This is a genomic window from Agrobacterium sp. CGMCC 11546 (assembly GCF_013365515.1).
GTDB lineage: Bacteria > Pseudomonadota > Alphaproteobacteria > Rhizobiales > Rhizobiaceae > Agrobacterium > Agrobacterium fabrum.
The window spans coordinates 362,426-387,018 of the sequence record NZ_CP047387.1; the positions used below are offsets into that span (position 1 = coordinate 362,426).

Sequence of the window (24,593 nt, forward strand, 5' to 3'; positions counted from 1 at the left end):
TTTCACCACCCCGGCAGCATATGCCCGGCGCGCAGCCGAGGCATCTTGGGGTAGGTCTTCACATCACTGTCCATCTCGTCGACAACGCTCATCGGCGAGATATTGTCGAGGCAGGCGGTGATGTGGTCGGTAATGGCGTTCACCAGCGAAGGCGAGAGGCCGGGGCGCTTCATCAGGCCGATCTGTACCGGCGGCAGCGGTGGGAAACCATCGGCGGCGGTCAGCACCTTCATGCCGGTGCGCAGCGCCGATTCCGGCAGTACCGAAACGGCCATGCCCGCCAGCACCGCGGCGGCGACCACGGTGGAAGACCAGCTTGTGAACAGGACCTGATAATCCCGCCCGTCGGCATCGAGCGCCGAACAGGCAAGCTGGCGCCAGTGGCAATCGCGTCGCCCGACGGCGAGCGGCACCGGCGCGTCGTCCTTCAGCGGATGGTTGGCGGAGGCGACCCAGCAGAGCGGCTCGGTTCGCACCACATCGGAGGAGCGTGCACGGGGATTATGGGTAACGAGCGCGATATCCAGTTCGCCGCGCGCCATTTTTTCGGCAAGGCTGACCGAAGGTTCGCAGACGATGTAAAGCTCGACATTCGGATGGGTCTTGGCGAAACGCCCGATGATTTCAGGCATGTAGCGGTCGGCGTAATCATCAGGGGTGCCGATGCGCAGCGTGCCTTCCAGCCGGTTGTCATCGAAGGCGGCGATCGCCTCGTTGTTGAGGCGGATGATGCGGCGGGCATAATTCATCAGCTTTTCGCCCTCCGCGGTCAGGCGGTTGCCACGCCCGTCCTTGGCGAAAAGCTGTTTGCCAATGCGCTCTTCCAGCCGCCGCATCTGCATGGAGACGGCGGATTGCGTCTTGAAAACGCGGTCAGCGGCTTTGGTAAAGCTGCCCGTATCGATGATGGCGATGAAGGTATGCAGCTGGTCGATGTCGAGAGGTGCGGACATGGAGTGTCATCCATCAGAATGATTGATGTCTCACATTAGAAACATTCGTTGGACTGATCAATAGTCTTGCGACATTTTGACACCAAGCAAATCAGTATCAACCTGGGCCGACGAGACGTCGGGCCACCAACCCAAGGCAGCTTCTCGCGCGCGGTGCGTCGGGGGCGGTGCCGCATCGTGCCGTTACGGAAGGATAAGTATCATGCGCACGGCAGAACGGAGAATGGAACTGGAACTTGTAACCGCACGGCCGGGGGACGCCTGGCGTCGCGCCGCTGTGCTGGGTGTATCCGGCGTTAAAACGTTCGTGCAGCGCATCTACAATCGTATCGTGGCCAATGGTCTCACGGAACTTGATGACCGCCTTCTTGCCGATATCGGTCTGGTGCGGTCTGACGTCAGCGATGCTCTCAATACCGGCCTGTTGGAAGATCCGACGTCCCATCTCACCCGCGCTGCGCGCAAACGCGCGGTCACGCGTTTCAAGACGCTTTGAAATTCCGCCTCCGGCAGACCTCCAGCTGCCGGACGTGGCTTCCAGCCGCAAGGTTTTCCCCGCAGGGTGATTTGCCAATAGCCCTGCCTTTGCCCGGTGTCAGGCCCCTCGGCCGCGCCGGGCTTTTTTATGGCCCGGCTTTACCTCACCGGCGCAGCTTACCGGCAATGCCTCAATACTGATATTCCTCGAACACCGGCAGCACCGAACCGCCCCAGCGGCCGTTATAAAGTGCAAGCAGGTCTTCGGCGAGCGTGGTCTTCTTGGCCAGAACCTCGTCTAGCGATGACAGGAACACGGTCTCGTCCTGGCCTTCGCCATTCAGCCGCTTACGGTTTTTCAGGCCGGTGCGGGAAATGTCGAGCACCTGGCGGGCGATGCCGAGAAGCGGCTTGCCGGCAATCTCGGCCGCCAGCCCCTTCGCCGGCACGGCATCGCGAAGTGCGATCACCGCATCGAAGCTCCAATCGGCGGTCAGCGCATCGGCAGCATTGAGGGCCTCTTGATTATAGAGAAGGCCGACCCAGAAGGCGGGCAGGGCGCAGATGCGCCTCCACGGGCCGCCATCGGCGCCGCGCATTTCGAGGAAACGCTTCAGGCGCACATCGGGGAAGAGCGTGGAGAGATGGTTCGTCCAGTCGCCCATGGTCGGTTCCCATGCGGCGATTTCGCCCTTTAGCGCCCCGTTCATGAACTGGCGGAAGGTGACATGGGTGCAATCGTGATATTTGCCGTCGCGCACGATGAAATACATCGGCACGTCGAGCGCCCATTCGACATAATCCTTGAAGCCGAAATCGTCGTTGAAGGTGAAGGGCAGCACGCCGGAGCGGCGATTGTCGGTATCGCGCCAGATATCGCCGCGCCAGGACAGAAGACCGTTCGGCTTGCCCTCGGTAAAGGGCGAAGAGGCGAAGAGCGCCGTCGCCAGCGATTGCAGCTTCATGGAAACGCGCATCTTCTGGCGCATGTCCGCTTCGGAGGAGAAGTCGAGGTTAACCTGGATGGTGCAGGTGCGGTACATCATGTCGAGACCCTTGGTCCCGACTTTCGGCATGTAGCGCGTCATGATCGCGTAGCGCGATTTCGGCATGCGCGGGGTCTCGTCGGAAGTCCACAGCGGGCTGCCGCCGATGCCGAGGAAACGGATGCCCATCGGCTCGGCCACTTCCCGCAGCGTCGCCAGATGCTGGTTGGATTCCTTGCAGGTCTGGTGCAGGTTTTCGAGCGGCGCGCCCGACAGTTCGAACTGGCCGCCGGGCTCGATGGAGATGGCGCCCATGCCGTGCTGTTCGCCAAGGCCGATGATGTTTTCACCGTCCATGATCGGCTCCCAGCCGAGCTTTTCCTGCATGCCCTTCAAAAGGGCCGAAATGCTGGCCTCGCCGAAATAGGGAACCGGGCTGTTATCCTTGCGGAAAAAGGCGAATTTCTCATGTTCGGTTCCGATGCGGAAATCCGCTTCAGCCCTGCAACCGGCCGCCAGATAGTCGGTAAGCTCCGTGACGGAGGAGAGGGGTGTCTGGTCGGTCGTGTCGCGTGCCATGGCTTACCTTGTTATGACGTCAATGTTGCGGCGAGGCATATGATTGGCAGATAGGGCCGGATAGTATCCGGTGGCAAATGAATTTCTTTTAAAGATGCATGAAGCGCAATGGTGCCCCTCAGTTCCAGTCGCCGATAACAGCCTGAATGACGGCGAGTGCGGCGACGGCGGCCGTATCGGCCCGCAATATGCGCGGCCCGAGCGGGATCGGGGTGACGAAGGCAAGGCTGCGCAGCAACGCCCGTTCCTCCTCGGAAAAACCGCCTTCCGGGCCGACCAGCAGCGCGATTTTGCGTTCCTTGACGGCCTGCAGGATCGGCAGCGGATTTTGGCCCGCATCGCCTTCGTCGCAATAGATGATGCGACAGTCTTCCGGCCAGGTCTCCAGCATCTCTTTCAGCTTCACCGGCTCTGCCACTTCGGGCAGGAACAGAATGCCGCATTGTTCGGCGGCCTCGATGGCATTGGCGCGCAGTTTTTCGCTATTGTGGATCTTGCCCTGAACATGCTGCGTCATCACCGGCTGCAACAGGCCAGCACCCATCTCCACCGCCTTCTGCACCAGATAATCCATGCGCCCGACTTTCAGCGGGGCGAAGAGATAATGCAGCTCCGCGGCCTTCGGCTGCGGCCGCGTCTGTTCGAGCGGAACGAGGCTAATCTTCTTGCGGCTCGGAAAGGAGAGCTTCGCTTTCCATTCGCCGTCGCGGCCGTTGAACAGCAGGATTTCCGCGCCGTCGGTCATGCGCAGCACATTGGCGAGATAGTTGAACTGTTCGCCCGTCGCCTCCTGCGCCACACCCTCGGAAAGGGAGGCTTCGATGAACAGGCGTTGCATCCGGAAATTTGCGCGCATGGGATTTCGGTTTCAGGGTCGGAGGAAAAGGGAGGACAGGAGCCAGTAGAGCAGCGCCGCAAGTGTTGCACTCGCGGGAACGGTGACCACCCAGGCGGCGATGATCGTCATGAAATGCGAGCGCCGAACGAGATAACGGCGACGCACCTCGGAAGGATTGTCCAGATATCTAGGGGTGCGTCGGGGTTCGCCCGTGCCTGACTGGACGAGTTCCTGCCGCCGCCTTGACGCCTGTGTGTACCATTCGCGGAAGAAGCCGACGCCGAACACCGCGCCGATTGCCGTATGGGTGGTACTAACAGGCAGACCAAAACGCGAGGCGACGAGAACGGTCAGCGCCGTGGCCACGGAAACGCAGAAGGCGCGCATCGGATTGAGCTTGGTGATCTGTTCACCGACAAGGCGGATGAGGCGCGGGCCATAGAGAAGAATACCGCAGGACAGCCCGAAAGCGCCGACCAGCATCACCCAAAGCGGCGCGCGTGCGGATGTCTGCACCGCTTCATCGTGCAGGGCCCGCACGATGGCGACGACAGGACCGATGGCGTTCGACACGTCATTTGCCCCATGGGCAAAGGACATCAGGCCGGCGGCGAGAACGAGCGGCCACTGGAACAGTATCCGAAGCGACTGGTTGCGGTTTTCCAGTCCCTCCGACTGTTTGCGGATGATCGGCACGCAAAGCCGCCAGGCGAGAAGGCCGGTCACTAGCCCTATGATACTGGCATGGCCAAGCGAGACATGCATCAGCTGGCGCAATCCGACCCAGATGAGATAGGCCATGAAAACGCCAGCCATCAGGCCAATGAGAACCGGAACCCACCGTCGCGCGGCGTCGATCTTGTCGTCGCGGTAAACGATGAATTCCTTGATGAAAGCAAGGATGGCGATGGCGATGGCGGCACTGATGAAGGGCGCGAGCACCCAGGCAAAGGCGATACTGCCCAGCGATAGCCATTCGACCGCTTTTGCCCCATAGGCGGCCATGCCCGCCCCGGCAACCCCGCCGACCACCGTGTGCGTGGTGGAAATCGGCGCCCGGGTCCAGGTCGATATGTTGACGAGAAGGCCGGCAGCAAGAAGCGCCGAAAGCATCGCCCAGGAAAATGCAGTCCTGTCGGGAATAGTCTCAACGTTGATGATGCCGCTCGAAATCGTCTCGACGACATTGCCGCCGGTGATCAGCGCGCCGGCGATCTCGCAGATGGCGGCGACGATGAGCGCGACCGCTAGCGGCATCGCCTTGGCGCCGACCGCAGGGCCGACATTGTTCGTCACGTCATTTGCGCCGATGTTGATGGCCATATAGGCGCCAAGGGCAACGGCCGCGATGATGATCACCGAGCCCGCGGTGCCGGTGACGAAAGCACCGGCGAAGACGGCCGCGAGCACAACGAACATGAACCCCGCGCCAAGGCCGGCAAGCTGCTGCGTGACATGCAGCGTCGCTTCTTCGACACGGGTAATCTTGTCGAGATCCTTGTCGAGCGTCGGCTTCATGTTCGATGGCGGCTTCGTTGCCATTCACACCTCGTTTGCCAGCATTCCCTTTCGTCCGGCAGCGTCGCAGGTTGAAGGCAATTTACAGAAAGACTGTTACATCGCGCACATCTTTCCAAAAGAAAAGACGGGAAGAGCAGATGTCGGAGAACCAAACTCCACATTGCCACTCTTCGGGCGACGGCGCTATTGTGAATGCGCCATCCGCTTGTCGAAAGCGAGCATAAGCGCTTTCAGTTCCGGCTCGTTGACGCGTTTTCCAGCTTCTCTGGGACTGACCCATTCCAGCCGTCGCGAGTCCTTTTCCGGAAAGCTGTCGCGCATTTCCGAAACTTCGAGCAGATGCACCTGAACCTTGCATGGCACGTTGATGCCGCTGTTCAGCTTCTTCTCATATTCGTAATAACCGAAAGGCGCCTTTTCAACCGTGCCTTTGACACCGGCTTCTTCATAGGCTTCCTGTTCGGCCACCGCATGGGCCTTTTTGTTGGCCATCGGCCAGCCCTTGGGAATGACCCACCGTCCGGTGTCACGGCTGGTCAGCAGCAGCACTTCCGGCTCCGGATTGCTCTTGGACAATCGATAGCACAGCGCCGCATATTGCTGTCGCGGCGGTCTGCGCAACATCAAGCCAACATCTGTCGCCAATCGATTCAAAATCTTCAATCCGAATAAATCCTCTTCGTCGGGTAGTGATAATTGCTAATATAGAGACGCTGCAAGTTACGCCAATCCCCCTTTACCCGTAACCCACTACTGTCTTCATGCTGATGAAGCATTTGGGCAAAGGATGTGGGCGATTTGCGAACAAAGTTGCGACCGGGTGGTTCCCCGGCCGGCCAGCCGATGCGGTAACGCGCTCTCTGCCTGCCTTCAAGCCATTCGGAATGCAAATCCGCTATGAATTATGGCCGGTACTGCTTTAGCGGGGGTTCAGTCCCCAGTGCCGCAGGCCTTCGATCACGCCATCCGCTTCTTTCGCGGTCGAGTGAAAAAAGCGATTGTCCTGATGCGCCAGCGAGACAAGCTCAGGCAGGGCATTGCCCACGATCACGCCGCGGATAGTCTTCAACTCAAACATCGCACGGTCATTGCCAGTATCACCCGAGACCACTGATTCGTCGAGGCCGATGCGCAATTGTCCACATAACCATGCAAGTGCCGCGCCCTTGTCGGCGGCCTTCGGCAATATGTCGAGGTCGCGATCGCTGGAATAAACGATACGAGCGTCAATATCGGCGGCCAGAAGCGCGGCCTCGATCTCGCCGAGCGCGGCGGCATCGGCGTCATGCAGGAACCAGCTCGATTTCAGGCCGTGCTGGTAACGCTCCTCCTGCATCGTCACGCCCGCAATGCGGTTCATGACATCGGCGATCTTCCGCGGGTCAAAACCGGTGCCGAGCGACTGTGTATAGGCGGTTTCCAGTTCGCTGCGTTTTTTTGCATGCAGCATGGTGCCGACACCGCCGATGATGTAGTCCGGCTGCGGCAGCGGCACCTCTTCCAAAAGGGCAAGCTGATCGTTGATCAACCGGCCGCTGTTGAAGACCAGAACCGGGCGAAGATCATCCGGCAGGGCGTGCCAGAAATCGCGGAACCGCCGCGTGGCCTCATTATCGCCGACGACGGTTCCGTCAAGATCGGTGGAAAGAAGACGAAGCGGTTTCAATCGCCGTCATTCCATGGTTCGGCCCAGTCGGCTTCTTCCAGAACCGGCATCATGGTCCTGCCTTCCACGAGCGCGAGAAGTTGCTGGGCAATGCCGGTCCATGTGAACAGGCTGCGTGCCTTGTGGGCTCCCATGCGCGAAAGCCGCCCGTAGAGCCGTTCATGCTTGAACGGCTTCATCATGGTAATGCCGAGATCTTCCTTGTCGAAAGGATCGGCAAACAGCGCGTGTCGGCCATAACTGATGGCGCGGAACAGCCCGCCATGGATGGTGACGACGGTCGGCGTGCCACTCGCCATGGCCTCGATGGCGGTCATTCCAAAGGGTTCGTAGCGGCTGGAAAGCACGAAAAGATCGGCCGCCCGATAGATATCCGGCAAATCCTCGTCCGCGACATAACCGGAGAAAGCCACCTTGTCTTCCAGCCCGAGCGATTTCACCCGCTCCTTCAGTTGGTTGAGGATCGTGGTTTCCTGCTCGTCCATATTCTCGCCGCCGACGGCCAGATGCAGGCGGGCTTCCGGCTCGCGCTCGGCAAGCACAGAAAAGCCGTCGATCAGCAGGTCGTAACCCTTGTTGGTGGCGAGCCGCCCAAGCGCCAGCACCACTTTGCCTTCAAAACCGAAACGCTGCCGGATCATCTGACGCGTCGCATCCGAGACGGGGAAGAAGCGGTTGTCGTCATAACCCGGCGGGATCATGTGGATATGTTTGCGCTTCAGGCCATAATCTTCGATCAGCACGTCCAGCTGTACCGGCGTGGTGGCGATCACCATGTCGCAGCTGCGATAGATGATCAGCTCGTGCTGGATACGCTCCTTGAAGTTGAACTCAAGCTCGAACGTATCGGTCTTTTCCGGATAATCGGTCTCCATCTGGCGCTTCTTCCAGATGCCGAGCGAGTGCGGCGTGTGCAGATGGGGGATTTTCAGTGCTTCGGAGAGCCGCTGCCCGGCCACGCCGGCATCCCAGTAGTGGCTGTTGATGAAGGAGTAATTGAGGTCGTTTTTTTTGATGAAGCGTAGCGCGTTCTCGCACCATTCCATCAGGTGCCGGTGCAGATATTCCTTGGGAATGAAATCGCGCCCGCCGCAGGGAATGCGCACCACACGGACGCGCTCATCGACCTCGTCGAATTCCGGCTGGTCTTCGAAGCGTCGGGTGTAAAGATCGACGGTATAACCGAGTTGGCCGAGTTTTCGTGCAAGCTCAAGCACATAAACCACCTGCCCCCCGGTATCGGCAGCGCCCAGGGGCGGGTGTGCGGCGACATAGCCATGCGTCGATATGAGAGCTATCCGCGGATAACGTTCAGTTTCGCTCGTGGTTGTCATGGGTCCCATCTTGGTAAATTTTTCCAATTAACCCGAGAAAAAGACCGAAGAGCACAAAAGGTTCCATCAAAACCGGAATAAAACGGATGGCAGATTTCGCCGGAGGGCGTTTTCAGCTGCTGCGCTGCTGCTGTCGCAGGCGGGAAATCCGGTCCCATTCGCGCGCCTGATGCGCTCTCGATGTCGTCTCCATGATGAAGCCGATATGGGCTTCCGCCGCCGCCCTTGCCGCTGCCGGATCGCCAGCAGCGATGGCGTCATGGATGGCGACGTGCTGCCGTAACACCTCGTCATGGGCGCCGGCGATGGTGAAGATGAGGTGACGATTATAGAAGATGTCGTCACTCAGGAGCCGGTAGCAGGATCGTAGCGTATGCATCAGCACGATATTATGCGCCGCCTCGCCAATGGCATTGTGGAATTCCACATCGCCCGAGAGCTCTTCTTCGAAACGGCCCGCCTCATGGGCCTCCCGCATTTTTTCGACGATGGCGGCAAGGTTGCGCCTGTCCGGTTCCGTTGCCCGCTGCGCGGCAAGTTCGGCGGTCATGCCTTCAATGTAGCGGCGGTATTCGAGAAAATCCCGGGTCGCCCGGCTGTGGCGGGTGATCAGTGCACTTAACGGGTCTGAAAACACCGGGCCGACAATATCGGCCACATAGGTGCCGCCGCCATGCCGGCTGGTGAGGAGACCGCGGTTTTCCAGTTCCTTCAGCGCTTCCCGAAGGATCGGGCGTGATACATCCAGCTTCTGCGCCAGTTCCCGCTCGCCGGGCAGCCGGTCGCCGTCGCGCAATATGCCGTCGAGGATCAGTTCCTCGAAACGTAAGATCACCTCCTGCGATGTGCGGCTGTGTTCGATGCGCGCAAAAAGCGTTTCGTCCATCGCAGAACTCTCCGGCGAAATGCCGCCCCGTATGTGATGAGCGGTAAATTATCAGCGAAGCATCGTACTGGTCAATTATTCTATCCAGTTCCCTGTTCAGCTGTATCAATGCCTGCGGCAACGCGGCATCTGCCTTTTCGAATTGGCTTTTGTTAAAGCAGCACTCGGACAGGGTGATGATGGTGGATTTTTCCGCCAGATGGATCAAAACAATGACAGCGGCGTCGATTGCGGTGTTTTCATTGCAATCGATGTTTTAGAAATCCGGCGACAAAAGCGGGGACGGTATCGCAATGGCCAAGGGTAGATTTGCATTCGCGAGCGCGCCGGAGAGAGCGCTGGCTCTGGGCGAGGTTCATGCGCGGCCGACCGTGTTGCTTGCCCCGTCGCGCATCATCGTCCAGCTTGCCTTCATGATGGATGGCGGCTCGGCCGTGCACCATTCGGTCATTGCGGAAATGTCGCGCAGCCGCGGTGTCGCGCCGCCGGAACGTGATGCCCGCCACCACGCCATGCCCTGGGGGCAGGGGACGCTGCGCTGGGAGCGGCACACGGAATTCTCCACCTGGTTCTGGGACGGCCCCGCGCCGGAAAAGTTTGGCGGCGAGATTGCCGGCGACCCTTTCGGCGACAGCTTTTCGCCGCCGGGCTCGCTGATCTCGGGGGTACGACTGGAAATCCGCCCGGAAAACGGTGTCACCTCCCAGGCGCAGGCGATGTTCGAGCCGACCAGCCTCTGTCATAGCGATGTGCGCGATGGGCAGGCGGCGATCCTCACCGATTTCCGTCAGGATCGTGACGGGCTGACGCAGATATTGGTGATCGACCGGGGCTTGAGTGATTACAGCCGCGGCGCGCTGGTGCAGCGGCTGCTCGATATCGAGACCTATCGCACGCTCGCCATGCTCGGCCTGCCGATGGCGCAGACGCTGTCGCCGGAAATTCGCCGCATCGAAGATGGCCTCACCGGCATCACCCAGCGCATGAAAAGCGACGCGCGCGACGAGGCCGATGCGCTGCTGGCCGAAATGACCCGGCTCGCCGCCGAGCTGGAGGCCAATGCCGCGCTCAGCCTTTATCGTTTCGGCGCCAGCCGCGCCTATGACGGCATCGTGCGCGAACGCATCCGGGCGCTCGCGGAAACGCCCGTTCAGGGCCATGAGACCATGGGCAGCTTTCTGGAACGGCGTATGGCGCCGGCCATGCGCACCTGCCAGTCGGTGGAGGAACGGCAGGCCAACCTGTCGCGCAAGCTCTATCGCGCCACCGCGCTGGTCCGAAGCTGGATCGACGTGGAACTGGAGCGGCAGAATACCGTGCTGCTCAACACCATGAACAAGCGCGCCGCCATGCAGCTTCGCCTGCAACAGACGGTGGAAGGCCTGTCGGTCGCGGCGATCTCCTATTATGTCGTCGGGCTCATCGGTTATCTCACCAAGGCGATCAGCCATGACGTGCTGCCGGTCGATCCGGCCGTCGTCACCGGCATTTCCGTTCCCTTCGCGGTACTTGGTGTCTGGTGGGTCGTGCGCCGCATCCGCCGCTCCCATGCGGAAGGTGGACATTGAACGACGCCCTACCTCCCTCATTCCTGTGCTTGTCACAGGAAACCAGTCGACGCGCGTCTGCGCAGAGGGAAGACTCTTTTCAGCCCAAGGACTTGGGCTGGCTGGATCCCTGTGACGAGCACAGGGATGAGGGAAGATTGGTGGTGACGGCGCGACTTAACCGCCTTAGCCCTGTTCCCAGTAGGGCGACGGCCCATAAAGCCCGGCGAGATAATCGATGAACAACCGCACCTTGGCAGGCAGGAACTGCCGGCTCGGATAGACCGCAGACAGCGTCACGTTGCGCGACCCCTCATAACCGGGCAGCACCTGTACCAGTTTCCCGCTGCGCAATTCATGGCCGATATCCCATGTCGAACGCAGCGCGATACCAAGCCCCGATATCACCGCCTCGCGGATCACCTCGCTCGAATTGGTGACCAGCATGCCCTCCGGGCGAATGCTGAGCGCGCCGCCCGGTCCCTCCAGTCGCCAGATGTCATTATTGTGCGCCGGCAGGCAGCGGTGTTTCTTCAGATCCTCGATTGTCGCGGGCATACCGTGCGCGACAACATAATCAGCCGAGGCGCAGAGCACACGCCGCACCGGCGCCAGCCTGCGGGCGACGAGGCTTGAGGAATTGAGATCGGCAATGCGGATCGCCAGATCGTAACCGCCTTCGATAATATCGATGAACTCGTCGCTGAGCACCAGATTGACCGAGAGGTCAGGATGCCGCTCCATGAAACCCTTCAGATGTGGCGCGATATGCATGCGCCCGAAGGAGGTGGGGGCGGAAACCTTCAGCGTGCCGTTGACGGTGTTGGCCCGGCCGGACACAAAGTCCTCGGCTTCTTCAAGCCCCGCCAGCACGGCCAGCACCCGCTCGTAAAATCCCTGCCCGGCTTCGGTCAAAGAGATTTGCCGCGTTGTGCGCTGGAAAAGCCGTGCGCCGAGCTTTTCTTCCAGCCGCTTGATGCGTTTGGAAATCACGGCGGGCGAATAGCCAAGCTCCTTGGCGGCCAGCGACATGCTGCCGGAGGCGGCAACGCTTGCGAAGACTTCCAGATCACCCAGATTTGCCACAGTTGCCTCCGATTATTTCCAGAATGGAAAAAATCCATAACATTTGATTGCGCCGTTTCAAAGTGGTAAAGAAAGAATACCAGTTGGAGGAACGTGCATGGAGGAGGGGCGGTGACTCAGCCGATCAAGTTTCTGGAGCCGCGCGCCAAGGTCGTCGCGAGCCGCGACCGCATCATCGCCGACCTTAAGGATATCCTGCCGGAGGACTGTCTTGTGCACGAGCCGCGCGAGCTCGTGCCTTTCGAAACCGATGCCTTCGTCTCCTATCGCCGCCTGCCGCTGGCCGTAGCACTGCCGAAAACGACGGAAGAAGTGGCGGCAGTGATGAGATATTGCCACCGTTACGGCATTCCCGTCGTGCCGCGCGGCGCCGGCACCTCGCTGTCCGGTGGCGCTATTCCGCAAGAGGATGCTGTCGTGATCGGCCTCTCGAAGATGAGCGCGATCCTCGATCTCGATTTTTACAATCGCACGGCGCGGGTGCAGGCGGGTGTCACCAATCTTTCCATTTCCGATGCGGCCGGGGCTGAGGGTTTTTTTTATGCGCCCGATCCCAGCTCGCAGCTCGCCTGCACCATTGGCGGCAATATCGGCATGAATTCCGGTGGTGCGCATTGTCTGAAATATGGTGTCACCACCAATAATCTGCTTGGCGTGAAAATGGTGCTGGTGGATGGCACGGTGCTGGAACTGGGCGGCAATCACCTCGATGCCGCCGGTTACGATCTTCTCGCTCTCGTCTGCGGTTCGGAAGGCCAGCTCGGCATCGTCACGGAAGCGACGGTGCGGCTGATCGCCAGGCCGGAAGGGGCGCGGCCCGTGCTGTTCGGTTTCGAGACCTCTGAAGAAGCGGGCTCCTGCGTAGCCGATATCATCGGCGCCGGCATCATCCCTGTTGCAATCGAATTCATGGACAAACCGGCCATCGAGATTTGCGAGGCCTTCGCCAAGGCGGGCTATCCGCTTGACGTCGGTGCTCTTCTGATCGTCGAGGTCGAAGGCTCCGAGGCGGAAATGGACGCCATGCTGGCCGATATCGTCACCATTGCCAGAAAACACGGCGTGAAGACGGTGAAGGAATGTCAGTCGGCCATGGAGGCTGCGGCTATCTGGAAGGGCCGCAAATCCGCCTTCGGCGCAACCGGCCGTATCGCGGATTACATCTGCATGGATGGCACGGTGCCGCTTTCCCAGCTTTCCCATGTACTGAAAAAGACCAGCGAAATTACCGACCGTCTCGGCCTGCGCGTTGCCAATGTCTTCCATGCCGGCGATGGCAACATGCACCCGCTCATCCTGTTCAACGCCAATGACCCTGACGATGCGGCCCGTGCGGAAGAGGCGGGCAATGAAATATTGAAACTCTGCGTCGATGCCGGCGGCTGTCTCACCGGTGAACACGGTGTCGGCATCGAAAAACGGGATTTGATGCGTCACCAATATGGCGAGGCCGATCTTGCCCAGCAGATGGCGGTGCGGGCGGCCTTTGACGAGGGCTGGCTAATGAACCCTTCCAAGGTGTTTCCGCTGGAGGGGAGGAATTGAGATACTCAAGCTTTCTTGCCTTGGAGGATGTGGCTTACCCCCCTCTGCCCTGCCGGGCATCTCCCCCACAGGTGGGGAGATCGACTTGCGGCAAGGTCTCGCCTTTCTTATCGGTGGAGATAGAGCGACGCAGATGCGCCTTGCCGATCTCCCCACCTGTGGGGGAGATGCCCGGCAGGGCAGAGGGGGGTATCGCTTGCGCAAACCTCGCTATCTCTTGCTCGGAGCGCACCCCATGCTGACCCCCTACGCAGAAATCCAGGTCGCCGACATCATCCGCGACCACGCGACCAGAAAAACCCCGCTGAAAATCATCGGCGGCAACACCCGCTCCGGTTTCGGCAATGCGGTGGCCACAGCTGAAACGCTCTCCTCCCGCGCAATGGCCGGTATCGTCGCCTACAACGCCGCCGAAATGGTCATGACCGTCAGGGCCGGCACCCCGCTTGCCACCGTAGAGGCGGCGCTGGCGGAAAACCGGCAGATGATGGCGTTCGAGCCGATGGATCACCGTCCGATCATGGCAACCGAAGGCGAGTCGACCATCGGCGGTGTTTTTGCCGCCAATGTTTCCGGCCCGCGCCGTTATGTCGCCGGTGCGGCGCGCGACAGCCTGCTCGGTATCCGTTTCGTCAATGGCGGCGGCGAGATCATCAAGGCCGGCGGCCGGGTGATGAAGAATGTCACCGGTCTCGACCTTTCGAAGTTCCTCGCTGGTTCCTTCGGCACGCTCGGTTTCCTCACCGAAGTGACCTTCCGCGTGCTGCCGAAACCGCCGGCGGAAAAAACCGTCGTCGTATCCGGGCTGGATGACGAGGCGGCGACGCGCATCATGGCGGCGGCGATGGCGATGAGCGTCGAGGTCTCTGGCGCGGCGCACCTGCCGGAAAGCGTGCGTTCCCACTTCATCGATGGCGCCCTGCCGGAAGGCCCGGCGACCATTCTGCGGCTGGAAGGGCTCGCCGCGTCGGTGGAAGCGCGTGCGGCCAAACTTCTTTCGGTCATGGACCGGGTCGGTCCATGGACTTTGCTGGAGGGCGAGGAAAGCAGGCTTTTGTGGCGGCAGGTGCGTGATGTCGCGCCCTATGCCGGGCAGGGTGCCAAACCGCTCTGGAAAGTCTCGGTCGCACCCGCCGCCAGCCACCGGCTGGTCGCGGCGCTGCGCATGGAAGCGGGCATTGACGCCTTTTACGACTGGCAGGGCGGCCTCGTCTGGATGCAGATGGAAGCGGACCCCGAGGCGGATTTGCTGCGCGGTGCTATCCGGGCGCTGGGCGGTGGCCATGCAACCTTGTTAAGGGCGAGCGACGCCGTGCGCGCCTCGGTCGCCGCTTTCGAACCGCGGCCTGCGGCAGAAGCGCTGCTTTCGGCGCGCATCAGGGAGAAGCTCGATCCGGCGGGCATCTTCAACCCCGGCAAGATGGCTGTAACGGTATAAGGGGCGGTCTGAACCATGCAAACATCCTTCACATCAGAACAGCTGGCCGATCCGCATGTGGCGGAATCCGAAAAAATCCTGCGCAAATGTGTGCATTGCGGTTTCTGCACCGCCACCTGTCCCACCTATGTCACGCTTGGCAATGAGCTGGACAGCCCGCGCGGCCGCATCTACCTCATCAAGGACATGCTGGAAAACAGCCGCCCGGCCGACCGCGAAGTCGTGACCCATATCGACCGCTGTCTCTCCTGCCTAGCCTGCACCACTACCTGTCCCTCCGGTGTGGATTATATGCATCTGGTGGATCACGCGCGCGCCCACATCGAACAGACCTATAAGCGCCCATTCATGGACCGGCTGATCCGCAATCTTCTGGTTGCTGTCCTGCCGCATCCCGGCCGCTTCCGGCTGGCTCTGCATCTGGCAAGGCTGGCGCGGCCCTTCTCGGGTCTGCTTGCCAAGTCTCCGGCGCTGAAGCCGCTGCAATCCATGCTCGCTCTCGCCCCCGCTGCGGTGCCGCCGGCCTCCGCATCCGCCCGTCCGGGCGCACGGCCAGCGGAAGGCGAAAAGCGCGGGCGTGTCGCCATCCTCACCGGCTGCGCCCAACCGGTGCTCGATCCTGGAATCAACGAGGCGACGCTGCGTCTGCTTGCCCGGCTCGGCATCGAGGTCGTGGTGCCAAGAGGCGAGGGCTGCTGCGGTTCGCTGGTGCATCACATGGGCCGCGAGGAAGAGGCGCTTGCCTCCGCCCGGCGGAATGTCGATGTCTGGATGCGGGAGATCGAAGAGGGCGGTCTCGACGCCATCATCATCACCGCCTCCGGCTGCGGCACCACCATCAAGGACTATGGCCATATGCTGCGGCTCGATCCAGCCTATGCCGAAAAGGCTGCGCTGGTCTCGGCACTGGCGAAGGACATCACCGAATATCTCGCCAGCCTAGATCTGCCACAAAGGCAGAGCCAGGGGCTGACGGTCGCCTATCATTCCGCCTGCTCCATGCAGCATGGCCAGAAAATCACGCTGGCGCCGAAACAGCTCTTGAAATCGGCGGGTTTTACCGTGCGTGATCCGGCAGAAGGGCATCTGTGCTGCGGTTCGGCCGGAACCTACAACATCCTCCAGCCGGAAATTTCCAGCAAGCTCAAGGCGCGTAAGGTGAAAAATATCGAAGCCACAAGGGCGGATGTCATCGCCACGGGCAATATCGGCTGCATCACGCAGATCGGAACCGGCACTGATATGCCGATCCTGCACACGGTGGAACTGCTGGACTGGGCCTATGGCGGGCCGAAGCCGGCGAGGCTTTCGGTTTAAAACTTATACGCTACGCCGAAATTCACCGCATTGGTGATGACGTCGGTCTTCAACGAGCCGCCATTGTCGATATCCACGTCGATAAAGGAATAGGTGCCCTTATATTCCACGAAGGTCGACCAGCTGTCGGTGATGCGGTAGCTGAGCCCGGCCTGTGCCTGTAGGGTGGCGCCGCCGAACTGGTATTCGAAGGTCTTGCCTGACGGGCGGTACACTTCCACATGCGGCACGTTTATGCCGACGCCAGCGCCCACATAAGGGGTGATCGGCAGAGATTCCAGCGGAAAGCGATAGAGCGCATTCAGCGTCAAAAGGTTCAGGCCGTCGGTAAATTCGAAATGCGACCAGCCGGAACGGGCAAGCGTCTCGTCGTCGGCATAGACCTTGTCATGGGTGAAATCGAGCGAGATACCGAAATTCCGCAGCTGGCCCTCATCAAACCAGTAGGTGCCACGCACGCCCCAATAGGGCGGGTTGGAGAAGGACTTCCCTTCCCAACCGGCGCGGAAATCCGGCCCGTCGGACACCGTCACATCGCTGTGTGGCGCGCTTTGCCAGCCGCCATAACCGGAAATTTCAAATTCGCCTGCGGTTGCGGCGGAGAAGGAGACGCCGCTGAAGAGCAGGGCGCAAACAAGTAAAGTATGGCGCGACATTTAAGAGAATCCGAATTGATATCAGAAATGCACCAAACCGTTTTTTGATAACAGCTGAATGACAGAAACGAAAAACGGGCGGTCAGCTGACCACCCGTCTTAAGGCCGTTCCATCATCCCCCCGGAGAGGTCCGGCGCCTGGCGTCCCCCGCCAAGTTCGTTTAATTCAAGTGAGGATTGTACCGCTGCGAGACAGCAATTCAAGCGGATAAGCCCTTATGCCGGCCTTACGACGTCCGGAATGGCCGAACCGTTGCTATCATATCACTATGACCCTGGTTCCGACGTTGACGCGCTCGTAAAGATCAGTGACATCCTCGTTGCGCATGCGGATGCAGCCGGAGGAATTGTTGCTGCCGATCGTCCAGGGTTGGTTGGTGCCGTGGATGCGGTAAAGCGTCGAGCCGAGATACATGGCGCGCGCGCCCATGGGGTTGGCCGGGCCGCCTTCCATGAAGGCCGGCAGGTAATGTCCCTTGGTCGCCTCGCGGGTGATCATTTCCTTCGGCGGGGTCCAGCTCGGCCATTCCGCCTTGCGGGTCACCTTGTGGGTTCCGGCCCATTCAAAGCCGGGCTTGCCGACGCCGACGCCGTAACGCCGGGCCTTGCCATCGGCGAGGACGAGATAGAGAAAGCGGTTCGGCGTATCGATGACGATGGTGCCGGGTTTTTCGGCGGTCTGATAGCTCACGATCTGCGGCAGGAATTGCGGCGCTATCTGCGTGCGCATCGGTGCGTTGGGGCGCACGGCGGCATTCTGCACCCGTGCCGGACGCTGCGATGTGACGCCGGAACTGGGGCGCTGCGGCATGGCGACCTGACGCTGCTGGAACAGCGGCTGGCGGGCGGCAGGCGCGCGCGGATAAACCACGGGGCGCACATTGCCGCGGCCGCCAAGCTGGGTAACCCAGGGGGCGGAAAGGTCCGGGCTGACGACGACGGGCGGGCGCTCGCGATACCGCTCATTGGCCATCGCGGCCGGGACGGCGAGGGTGGAAACGAGGCTCAGCGCCAGAAAAACGGACTTCATCGGCATCGGGTGGACTCTCTCTGCGGGATGTCGCAACAATGGAAATCGCGGGAGCATTCACCCGCTTTGCCGGATACGTTCGCACCTCCACGCCAGCGAATCGTAAATGGCTGTTCATTAAAAAGCGCTTCATTAAGCAAAGCTGGATTTAAGGTTAGCGCCCGGTTTTGAAACGTGGTGAATGAGTGGTAAGCGCGTTGTTCAAACCGGTTGCGGGCGGAAGTGGAAAAGGGTGGTCGCGGGAATGATTGAAGCGGGACTTGAGACGGGTTCGGATGGCCGCGTGCGGTGTTTCTGGCAGCAGGGGCTTGCGGATTACAGCCGTTATCACGACGAGGAATGGGGTTATCCAGTGACCGACGATCGCCGCCTGTTCGAGAAAATCTGCCTCGAAGGTTTCCAGTCCGGGCTTTCCTGGCTCACCGTCCTGCGCAAGCGCGAGGCGTTCCGGCTTGCCTTTGCCAATTTCGAATTCGAAAAAGTGGCGGAGTTTGATGATGCCGATATCGAGCGCTGCCTTGCCGACAAAGGCATCATCCGCCATCGCGGCAAGATCGTTTCCACCATTAACAATGCCCGCCGTGCCATGGCGCTGCGCGATGAATTCGGTTCGCTCGCGCGTTATTTCTGGGGTTTCGAACCCGCCGCCGCAGAAAGGCCGCAAAGGCTGGACTATGCGACGTTAAGGGCAAACCCGACCAGCGCCGCCTCCATCCGCCTTTCCAAGGATCTAAAAAAGCGGGGCTGGACCTTCGTCGGCCCGACGACCGTCTATGCATTCATGCAGGCTATGGGTATGGTCAACGACCATATTGAAGGCTGTCATTGCCGCCAGCCGATAGAGGTCATGCGGCGGGAGTTTGTACGTCCATGAAGGTAACCTCCCTTCTTCTGGCGCTCACCATGGCCGTGGCTGCCGTACCGCATCCATCTTTGGCGGAAAGCCGCAATGTCGATGGCATCTGGCTCGATGACGGTGAAAGGCTGAAGGAAGTGGCCCTGCCTCCGGTGGGTCCGCTGACGCTGGATGGCTGGACGCGGCGCGGGCGTGGCGATGTCTATCGGCTGAAGGTGAAGGCGGGGCAGACGGTGAAGATCGAGCTTGCCGCGTCAAGCGAGTTTGTGCTGATGGCGGTCTTCGATTTTTCGACGCCGGATGAGGACGCGATCTTCTTCAGCGATTCCCAGGGCAAGGTTGCAACCCTGACGCCGAAGGCGGATACGGAGTGGCTGATCCGCCCGACGTTGATCCTGGGTTCTCCGCGGCGTGGGCTCGGCGCGCATTACGTATTGACGGTCAGCACCGGTAAATAAAGCTCAGCAGCAAGGTTCAGGCTGCTCAGGCCGCCTGCGTCAGCAGGATCAGGCCGAAGCTCAGAACACCCAGCAGCACGAGCGACAGGCTGGCGGCAATGATGACCTTGCCACCGGCATGGCGAAGGCTGCGAATATCGACCGATAGTCCGAGAGCCGCCATCGACATGATGGTGAGGATGTTGGAGAGCGAGGCGACGGGGGAAAGCAGCGCCTCGGGGATGAGGCCGAAGGAGCGCGCCATGATCATCAGCACGAAACCGATGATGAACCACGGAACCATCTGTTGCAGCTTCAAGCGTCCCTTGCCGGACTGACCGTGGATGACGGAGAGAGTGGCGATGACCGGACCCAGCATCAGCACGCGGATGAGCTTGACGATGGTGCCCGTCTGCACGGCCACGGCTCCAAGCGGTGCGGTGGCGGCCAGAACCTGCGGCACGGCATAGACCGTGAGGCCGGCGAAGATGCCATATTGGGTCGCATCAAGGCCAAGCAGCTGCGGCAGAAAAGGCATCAGCAACACGGCGACAACGCCGAGAACCGCGGTGAAGGCGATCGAGGCGGCGACATCTTCCGGCTTGGCGCCGATGGCGGGCGCAGCAGCAGCAATGGCGGAATTGCCGCAGATGGAATTGCCGCAGGCGATCAGCGTCGCAAGCTTGGGCGGCAGGCCGAGCATCCGCCCGGCGGCATAGCTGAAGACCAGCGACAGCGCCACGATCAGCGCGATGCCGCCAATCAGTAACCCGCCAGCGCCCTTGAGAATGGAAAGGCTCAAGGATGCGCCGAGAAGCGCCACCGCGATTTCAAGCAGGGTCTTGGCACTGAACTTTATACCCGCCGACGCGACTACAGGCAGCGACACCAACGAACGCAAAAGCGTACCGATCAGGATGGCAAGCACCAGATCGCCAAGCCAGGCGTGACCCGCAATCCGCACCTGAAAACGCTCTGCCAGAATGGCGGCGCAGCTAACTGCCGCGCAGATGAGAATGCCCGGCAGAAGCGGGCTGAGCCAGCGGAGCGAAAACTGAAACGGATGAGCGAGGGTGCGATGGTGTGCCATGGGCCGACAATGCCGTAGCCGCCTGTTTTATTCTATCAAATAATATGGCATATATCGTTCGATAAAATCGAATGAAACGCAATGACCTTCGAACAACTCCGTATTTTCATCGCCGTCGCCGAACGCGAACATCTGACCCGCGCCGCCGAAGCCATCGGCCTCACGGCTTCCGCCGTCAGTTCCGCCATCAAGAATCTCGAGGCCTTTTATAATGTCGAGCTGTTCCACCGCGTCGGCCGCAACATCGAGTTGACCGAAAGCGGCCGGGCCTTTCTGGGCGAGGCCAAGGCGACGCTGGCGCGTGTGCGCAATGCCGAATTGATTCTCTCTGAGATGGGCGGCCTGACGCGCGGCGAAATTACCGTCTGCGCCAGCCAGACCATTGCAAGCTACTGGCTGCCGCCGATCCTGATGCAGTTCAAGAAACTCTATCCCGGCGTGACGGTCCGGCTGGATATCGGCAATACCAAGACGGTGACACAGGCGGTGCTGGATGGTCTGGCGGAGGTTGGTTTTATCGAAGGCAAGATTGACGAGCCGGCATTGATGGTGCAGTCCGTCGTATCCGACAAGCTTCTGGTCGTCACCGGTTCGGCCCATCCTTTCGCTGACGGCCGTTATCTCACCGCGCTCGATATGCTTTACGGCACCTCCTGGGTTCTGCGCGAACAGGGCTCCGGCACGCGTTCCGCCTTCGAGGCGGCGGTACGGCAGATGGGGGTGGATCCGGCTGACCTGTCCGTCATGCTCGAATTGCCATCCAATGAGGCGGTGGTGATGGCGGCCCGCTCCGGCGGCGCTGCTACCGCCGTCTCCGCTTCCGTTGCGTCGCTTTTTTTGCGGCAGGGCCTGCTGGTCCGCGCCGGCATAGATCTGCCTGCACGCAATTTCGCTCTGTTGCGCCATAAGGAGCGCCATACCAGCCGCGCTGCGATGGAGCTGGAGCGTCTCAGCCGGGCGGCGTCGGAGGATTATAAGGCGGGTCTTGCGGGGTTGTAAGCCGCAGGAATGACCCTGACCATCAATCGTGCATCAGGTCATTTCACGCGCAATGACATGATGCACGATGCGATAATCCCTGCTTTCCTCCCCGAAGGGCGCGAGCGGCCAGTCCCATGCGGCAGCAGGCGACGCAATCTCGATGCCATGCAGCAGGTCTTCATGCTGCTGCACGCTACCATCCTTGCCAATGACGTCGAAGGCGGTGTCCGTCACCAGACAGACCTTGCAGGGCAGGCCGGCCAGTGCGTCGAGATGTGTCTGAATGAGCTTTGGCAAAAGATCATCAGGCACATTCGCAATTTTCTCCCGTTCCAGCCGATGCTGTGCCCCGGTGCCGATCTGCGACAGGAGGTTGGCCGAGACAACGAAATCGAGATAGGGCACGCGCCGCAGGAAATCGAGCGGTTCCGCGGGGCGGCCGGCCAAAAGGTCATCGAAGCCGGAAAGGTCGCGATTGGCGATGCGGACGTTCTTTTTGGCATTGACCCGCAGCTTCGCCTGCACGCTGGCAAGGTGCACCAGATCGACCATAACGACGGTATCGAACATCGCCACCAGCGCATTATGGGGCACGTCCCGCAACAGGCCGGACCCCAGCACGACGGCCGTCCGTCGCTGCTTCAGCTTTCTCGCCGATTGCAGCACGAATTGCCGGCTGTTGTTCTCATGCTCCGCCCAGGCTTTCGCGCACCGATTGGCGCGCGCCCAGAGGTTGACGGAATAACGGACATGCGGCCGGAATTCTTTCGGCGTGACCGCATGGGTGGCGGCATATTGCAGGGCTTCGAGGATCATGAATGCCTAACGGTAAATTTCACGGCGATGGCCGATTTCGACCACCAGAACGACCAGCTTGTGGTCCTGTATATCGCAGATGATGCGGTAATCGCCCACCCGGTAACGCCAGAAATTTCCGAGCTCGGAACCTTGCAGCGCTGCGCCGGCTCTGCGCGGATTGTCGTCCTGGGCAACGCGGTCCGTCAGAAATGAAACGATGCGATTGGCATCGCTCTTCGTCAGCTTGCCCAGTTGCTTGACGGCATTTCGCTGGAATTCAATTCTCCAGATCAAGATCACGCATCACTTCTTCCAGAGTATAGGTGCGCTCCTTATTGGCGATGTGCTTCCGCATCGCCTCTTCGGCAAGATAGAGGTCTTCCATATCCTCGATATGCTTCTCGATCGCCTCGCGGATGTAATAGGCGGATGTGCGGCCGGTCCGCTCAGACAGCGCCTTCAGCCGCTCATAGGTCTCGTCCGGCAGGCGGATGGCCGTCTGTTTGCTCATTGCTTGCGTCCTTTCCGACTAAAATGGGATACATGCATCCCATATAGCATGGCTTGCCCTGCGCTGCCAGTAGAACCAAAGCCTTTGCGGCTTGCCGCACCGGGCTTCATCCTCTAATACACCGGCATAATTTCAGGAAAATATCGGATCGGCATCATGAGCGAAAAAGCAAAAAAGCCTCAGAAACTGAAAGCCCGCCTGCCGCGCGGCTTTGTGGATCGTTCGGCTGCCGATATCCATGCCACCAATGAGATGGTCGACAAGATCCGTAGGGTCTACGAGCTTTACGGCTTCGATCCGATCGAGACCCCTCTGTTCGAATATACCGATGCGCTCGGCAAGTTCCTGCCCGATAGCGACCGTCCGAACGAAGGCGTGTTTTCGCTGCAGGACGACGACGACCAATGGATGAGCCTGCGGTACGATCTGACCGCGCCGCTTGCCCGTCATGTTGCGGAAAATTTCAACGAAATACAGCTGCCCTACCGCACCTATCGCGCCGGTTACGTCTTCCGCAATGAAAAGCCCGGCCCTGGCCGCTTCCGGCAATTCATGCAGTTCGATGCCGATACGGTGGGTGCTGCTGGTGTGCAGGCCGATGCCGAAATGTGCATGATGATGGCCGATACCATGGAAGCGCTCGGTATCGCGCGCGGCGACTATGTCATCCGCGTCAATAATCGCAAGGTGCTGGACGGCGTCATGGAAGCCATCGGTCTCGGCGGAGAAGACAATGCCGGCCGCCGCCTGAATGTGCTGCGCGCTATCGACAAGCTCGACAAGTTCGGCCCCGAAGGCGTGAAGCTGTTGCTCGGGCCTGGCCGCAAGGATGAATCCGGTGATTTCACCAAGGGTGCGGGTCTTGGCGATGAACAGATCGAAAAAGTGCTGTTCTTCGTTGGTATCAAGGATTATGCGGCAAGCGCTGATGATCTCGCAAAACTGGTTGCGGGCACATCCAAAGGCGCGGAAGGCGTTGATGAACTGAACACCATAGGCGCTCTGGTTTCCGGTGCCGGTTATGACGCAACACGCATCAAGATCGATCCCTCTGTCGTTCGCGGTCTCGAATATTACACCGGCCCGGTCTATGAGGCTGAGCTGACCTTCGACGTCACCAATGAAAAGGGCGAAAAGGTCGTGTTCGGCTCGGTCGGCGGTGGCGGTCGTTACGATGGTCTCGTCTCGCGCTTCATGGGTCAGCCGGTTCCAGCCACGGGCTTCTCCATCGGTGTCTCGCGCCTGATGACGGCGCTGAAGAACCTCGGCAAGCTTGGGCAGGTCAAGCCGCTCGCACCCGTCCTCATCACCGTCATGGACGGCGATGTGGAGAGCATGGGCCGTTACCAGCGCTTCACCCAGGCGCTGCGCGCCGAGGGCATCCGCGCCGAAATGTACCAGGGCAACTGGAAGAAATTCGGCAACCAGCTGAAATATGCCGACCGTCTCGGCGCTCCCATCGCCATCATCCAGGGCGGTGACGAGCGCGCCGAAGGCATCGTGCAGATCAAGGATCTGATCGAAGGCAAGCGCCTCTCCGGCGAGATCGAGGACAATGCCAGCTGGCGCGAGGCCCGTGTGGCGCAGGTCAGCGTGCCGGAGGCCGAGCTGGTGGCGAAGGTCCGCGAGATTCTGGAGCACCAGGCAGAGGACGTTCGCCGCGCCGCCGAAGGGCGCTGAAGCCATGGCGATCCTCGCGCTCGATCACGTTCAACTGGCGATGCCGGCGGGCCGCGAAGAAGAAGCGCGCCGGTTTTACGGTGACCTGCTCGGTTTCGTGGAGCAGGCAAAACCCGAAAATCTGGCCATGCGCGGCGGCTGCTGGTTCATCTGCGGCCTGATGAAACTGCATCTTGGCGTCGAGCAGAATTTCCGCCCGGCGCGGAAAGCCCATCCGGCCTTTCTGGTCGATGATCTGGTGTGCCTGCGAAAAACACTTGAAACAGCGGGCTGCCATGTGGTTGAGGATGAGCCGCTTGAAGGATATCGCCGGTTTTATGTCCATGATCCCTTCGGAAACCGCATCGAAATGATGCAGCCGCTCGAACCGTGACGAAAAGT

25 protein-coding genes are annotated in these 24,593 nt (G+C 60.5%); 10 read left to right on the forward strand and 15 right to left on the reverse strand.

Annotation, left to right across the window (positions count from 1 at the left end):
• Nucleotides 1-2 precede the first annotated feature (2 nt).
• A complete protein-coding gene (locus GSF67_RS01845; RefSeq protein WP_006313123.1) occupies nucleotides 3-953 on the reverse strand; it encodes a LysR substrate-binding domain-containing protein in 951 nt (316 codons plus the stop codon).
• Nucleotides 954-1,155: 202 nt separating this feature from the next.
• Between GSF67_RS01845 and GSF67_RS01850 the strand changes: the two genes are divergently transcribed.
• Nucleotides 1,156-1,449, forward strand: coding sequence for a DUF1127 domain-containing protein (locus GSF67_RS01850; RefSeq protein ID WP_010972641.1), 294 nt, complete (start codon nucleotides 1,156-1,158; stop codon nucleotides 1,447-1,449).
• Nucleotides 1,450-1,621: 172 nt separating this feature from the next.
• Here the strand turns inward: GSF67_RS01850 and GSF67_RS01855 are convergent, their stop codons facing one another.
• The 7 genes from GSF67_RS01855 to GSF67_RS01885 all read right to left on the reverse strand — a co-directional run bounded on the left by GSF67_RS01855 (nucleotide 1,622) and on the right by GSF67_RS01885 (nucleotide 9,240).
• Complete coding sequence (locus GSF67_RS01855) at nucleotides 1,622-2,995, reverse strand: glutamate--cysteine ligase (RefSeq protein ID WP_006313125.1); 1,374 nt, start codon at nucleotides 2,993-2,995, stop codon at nucleotides 1,622-1,624.
• A 118-nt stretch (nucleotides 2,996-3,113) separates the two neighbouring features.
• Nucleotides 3,114-3,851, reverse strand: coding sequence for a 16S rRNA (uracil(1498)-N(3))-methyltransferase (locus GSF67_RS01860; RefSeq protein WP_006313126.1), 738 nt, complete (start codon nucleotides 3,849-3,851; stop codon nucleotides 3,114-3,116).
• A gap of 12 nt (nucleotides 3,852-3,863) precedes the next feature.
• Nucleotides 3,864-5,375: an inorganic phosphate transporter gene (locus GSF67_RS01865; protein ID WP_006313127.1), complete on the reverse strand. Its 1,512-nt coding sequence runs from the start codon at nucleotides 5,373-5,375 to the stop codon at nucleotides 3,864-3,866.
• A gap of 162 nt (nucleotides 5,376-5,537) precedes the next feature.
• The gene (locus tag GSF67_RS01870; RefSeq protein WP_006313128.1) at nucleotides 5,538-5,978 is read right to left on the reverse strand and encodes an NUDIX hydrolase; all 441 of its coding nucleotides are present in this window, start codon (nucleotides 5,976-5,978) and stop codon (nucleotides 5,538-5,540) included.
• A gap of 295 nt (nucleotides 5,979-6,273) precedes the next feature.
• Nucleotides 6,274-7,020 (reverse strand): HAD family hydrolase, encoded by a 747-nt coding sequence (locus GSF67_RS01875; protein WP_006313129.1) that lies wholly within the window; start codon nucleotides 7,018-7,020, stop codon nucleotides 6,274-6,276.
• Nucleotides 7,017-8,363 carry a glycosyltransferase family 1 protein gene (locus tag GSF67_RS01880; protein WP_006313130.1) on the reverse strand — a complete coding sequence of 449 codons (1,347 nt, stop codon included), beginning with the start codon at nucleotides 8,361-8,363 and terminating at the stop codon, nucleotides 7,017-7,019. The genes GSF67_RS01875 and GSF67_RS01880 overlap by 4 nt, the downstream gene beginning before the upstream one ends.
• 103 nt (nucleotides 8,364-8,466) lie before the next feature.
• Nucleotides 8,467-9,240 (reverse strand): FadR/GntR family transcriptional regulator, encoded by a 774-nt coding sequence (locus GSF67_RS01885; RefSeq protein WP_006313131.1) that lies wholly within the window; start codon nucleotides 9,238-9,240, stop codon nucleotides 8,467-8,469.
• Between the two features lie 293 nt (nucleotides 9,241-9,533).
• On the opposite strand from GSF67_RS01885, the gene GSF67_RS01890 reads away from it, so the two are divergent.
• Nucleotides 9,534-10,808, forward strand: a complete 1,275-nt coding sequence (locus GSF67_RS01890) for a DUF3422 family protein (protein WP_006313133.1) — start codon at nucleotides 9,534-9,536, stop codon at nucleotides 10,806-10,808.
• Nucleotides 10,809-10,973: 165 nt separating this feature from the next.
• Here the strand turns inward: GSF67_RS01890 and GSF67_RS01895 are convergent, their stop codons facing one another.
• On the reverse strand, nucleotides 10,974-11,873 hold the full coding sequence (locus tag GSF67_RS01895; protein ID WP_006313134.1) for a LysR family transcriptional regulator: 900 nt from the start codon (nucleotides 11,871-11,873) through the stop codon (nucleotides 10,974-10,976).
• 111 nt (nucleotides 11,874-11,984) lie between these two features.
• On the opposite strand from GSF67_RS01895, the gene GSF67_RS01900 reads away from it, so the two are divergent.
• The 3 genes from GSF67_RS01900 to glcF all read left to right on the forward strand — a co-directional run bounded on the left by GSF67_RS01900 (nucleotide 11,985) and on the right by glcF (nucleotide 16,173).
• Nucleotides 11,985-13,418 carry an FAD-binding oxidoreductase gene (locus tag GSF67_RS01900; protein ID WP_006313135.1) on the forward strand — a complete coding sequence of 478 codons (1,434 nt, stop codon included), beginning with the start codon at nucleotides 11,985-11,987 and terminating at the stop codon, nucleotides 13,416-13,418.
• A 235-nt stretch (nucleotides 13,419-13,653) separates the two neighbouring features.
• Complete coding sequence (gene glcE / locus GSF67_RS01905; RefSeq protein ID WP_006313137.1) at nucleotides 13,654-14,856, forward strand: glycolate oxidase subunit GlcE; 1,203 nt, start codon at nucleotides 13,654-13,656, stop codon at nucleotides 14,854-14,856.
• Between the two features lie 15 nt (nucleotides 14,857-14,871).
• Complete coding sequence (gene glcF / locus GSF67_RS01910; protein WP_006313138.1) at nucleotides 14,872-16,173, forward strand: glycolate oxidase subunit GlcF; 1,302 nt, start codon at nucleotides 14,872-14,874, stop codon at nucleotides 16,171-16,173.
• Here the strand turns inward: glcF and GSF67_RS01915 are convergent.
• Entirely contained in the window at nucleotides 16,170-16,829 is a 660-nt protein-coding gene (locus GSF67_RS01915) for an outer membrane beta-barrel protein (protein WP_006313139.1), read from the reverse strand. The two genes, glcF and GSF67_RS01915, sit on opposite strands and share 4 nt — an antisense overlap.
• Before the next feature lie 259 nt (nucleotides 16,830-17,088).
• Nucleotides 17,089-17,865: a L,D-transpeptidase gene (locus tag GSF67_RS01920; RefSeq protein WP_006313140.1), complete on the reverse strand. Its 777-nt coding sequence runs from the start codon at nucleotides 17,863-17,865 to the stop codon at nucleotides 17,089-17,091.
• Nucleotides 17,866-18,103: 238 nt separating this feature from the next.
• On the opposite strand from GSF67_RS01920, the gene GSF67_RS01925 reads away from it, so the two are divergent.
• Together GSF67_RS01925 and GSF67_RS01930 are read left to right on the forward strand one after the other, a co-directional pair.
• On the forward strand, nucleotides 18,104-18,733 hold the full coding sequence (locus GSF67_RS01925) for a DNA-3-methyladenine glycosylase I (RefSeq protein WP_006313142.1): 630 nt from the start codon (nucleotides 18,104-18,106) through the stop codon (nucleotides 18,731-18,733).
• Nucleotides 18,730-19,173, forward strand: a complete 444-nt coding sequence (locus GSF67_RS01930) for a hypothetical protein (protein ID WP_006313144.1) — start codon at nucleotides 18,730-18,732, stop codon at nucleotides 19,171-19,173. Before GSF67_RS01925 ends, GSF67_RS01930 begins: the two co-directional genes overlap by 4 nt.
• A 25-nt stretch (nucleotides 19,174-19,198) precedes the next feature.
• Here the strand turns inward: GSF67_RS01930 and GSF67_RS01935 are convergent, their stop codons facing one another.
• Nucleotides 19,199-20,242, reverse strand: a complete 1,044-nt coding sequence (locus tag GSF67_RS01935; RefSeq protein ID WP_006313145.1) for a YeiH family protein — start codon at nucleotides 20,240-20,242, stop codon at nucleotides 19,199-19,201.
• 81 nt (nucleotides 20,243-20,323) lie between these two features.
• Between GSF67_RS01935 and GSF67_RS01940 the strand changes: the two genes are divergently transcribed.
• Complete coding sequence (locus tag GSF67_RS01940; protein ID WP_006313146.1) at nucleotides 20,324-21,241, forward strand: LysR substrate-binding domain-containing protein; 918 nt, start codon at nucleotides 20,324-20,326, stop codon at nucleotides 21,239-21,241.
• A 33-nt stretch (nucleotides 21,242-21,274) separates the two neighbouring features.
• Here the strand turns inward: GSF67_RS01940 and GSF67_RS01945 are convergent, their stop codons facing one another.
• Genes GSF67_RS01945 through GSF67_RS01955 form a run of 3 tightly spaced genes read right to left on the reverse strand, consistent with a single transcriptional unit; the run spans nucleotide 21,275 to nucleotide 22,532 of the window.
• Nucleotides 21,275-22,039 carry a hypothetical protein gene (locus GSF67_RS01945; protein WP_006313147.1) on the reverse strand — a complete coding sequence of 255 codons (765 nt, stop codon included), beginning with the start codon at nucleotides 22,037-22,039 and terminating at the stop codon, nucleotides 21,275-21,277.
• A 6-nt stretch (nucleotides 22,040-22,045) separates the two neighbouring features.
• Nucleotides 22,046-22,315, reverse strand: coding sequence for a type II toxin-antitoxin system RelE/ParE family toxin (locus tag GSF67_RS01950; RefSeq protein WP_035215419.1), 270 nt, complete (start codon nucleotides 22,313-22,315; stop codon nucleotides 22,046-22,048).
• The gene (locus GSF67_RS01955) at nucleotides 22,299-22,532 is read right to left on the reverse strand and encodes a DUF6290 family protein (protein WP_006313156.1); all 234 of its coding nucleotides are present in this window, start codon (nucleotides 22,530-22,532) and stop codon (nucleotides 22,299-22,301) included. Before GSF67_RS01955 ends, GSF67_RS01950 begins: the two co-directional genes overlap by 17 nt.
• A 156-nt stretch (nucleotides 22,533-22,688) precedes the next feature.
• Here GSF67_RS01955 and hisS point away from each other — a divergent pair, with 156 nt between their 5' ends.
• A complete protein-coding gene (hisS, locus tag GSF67_RS01960; RefSeq protein ID WP_006313157.1) occupies nucleotides 22,689-24,212 on the forward strand; it encodes a histidine--tRNA ligase in 1,524 nt (507 codons plus the stop codon).
• Between the two features lie 4 nt (nucleotides 24,213-24,216).
• Nucleotides 24,217-24,585 carry a VOC family protein gene (locus GSF67_RS01965; RefSeq protein ID WP_006313158.1) on the forward strand — a complete coding sequence of 123 codons (369 nt, stop codon included), beginning with the start codon at nucleotides 24,217-24,219 and terminating at the stop codon, nucleotides 24,583-24,585.
• Nucleotides 24,586-24,593 lie beyond the last annotated feature (8 nt).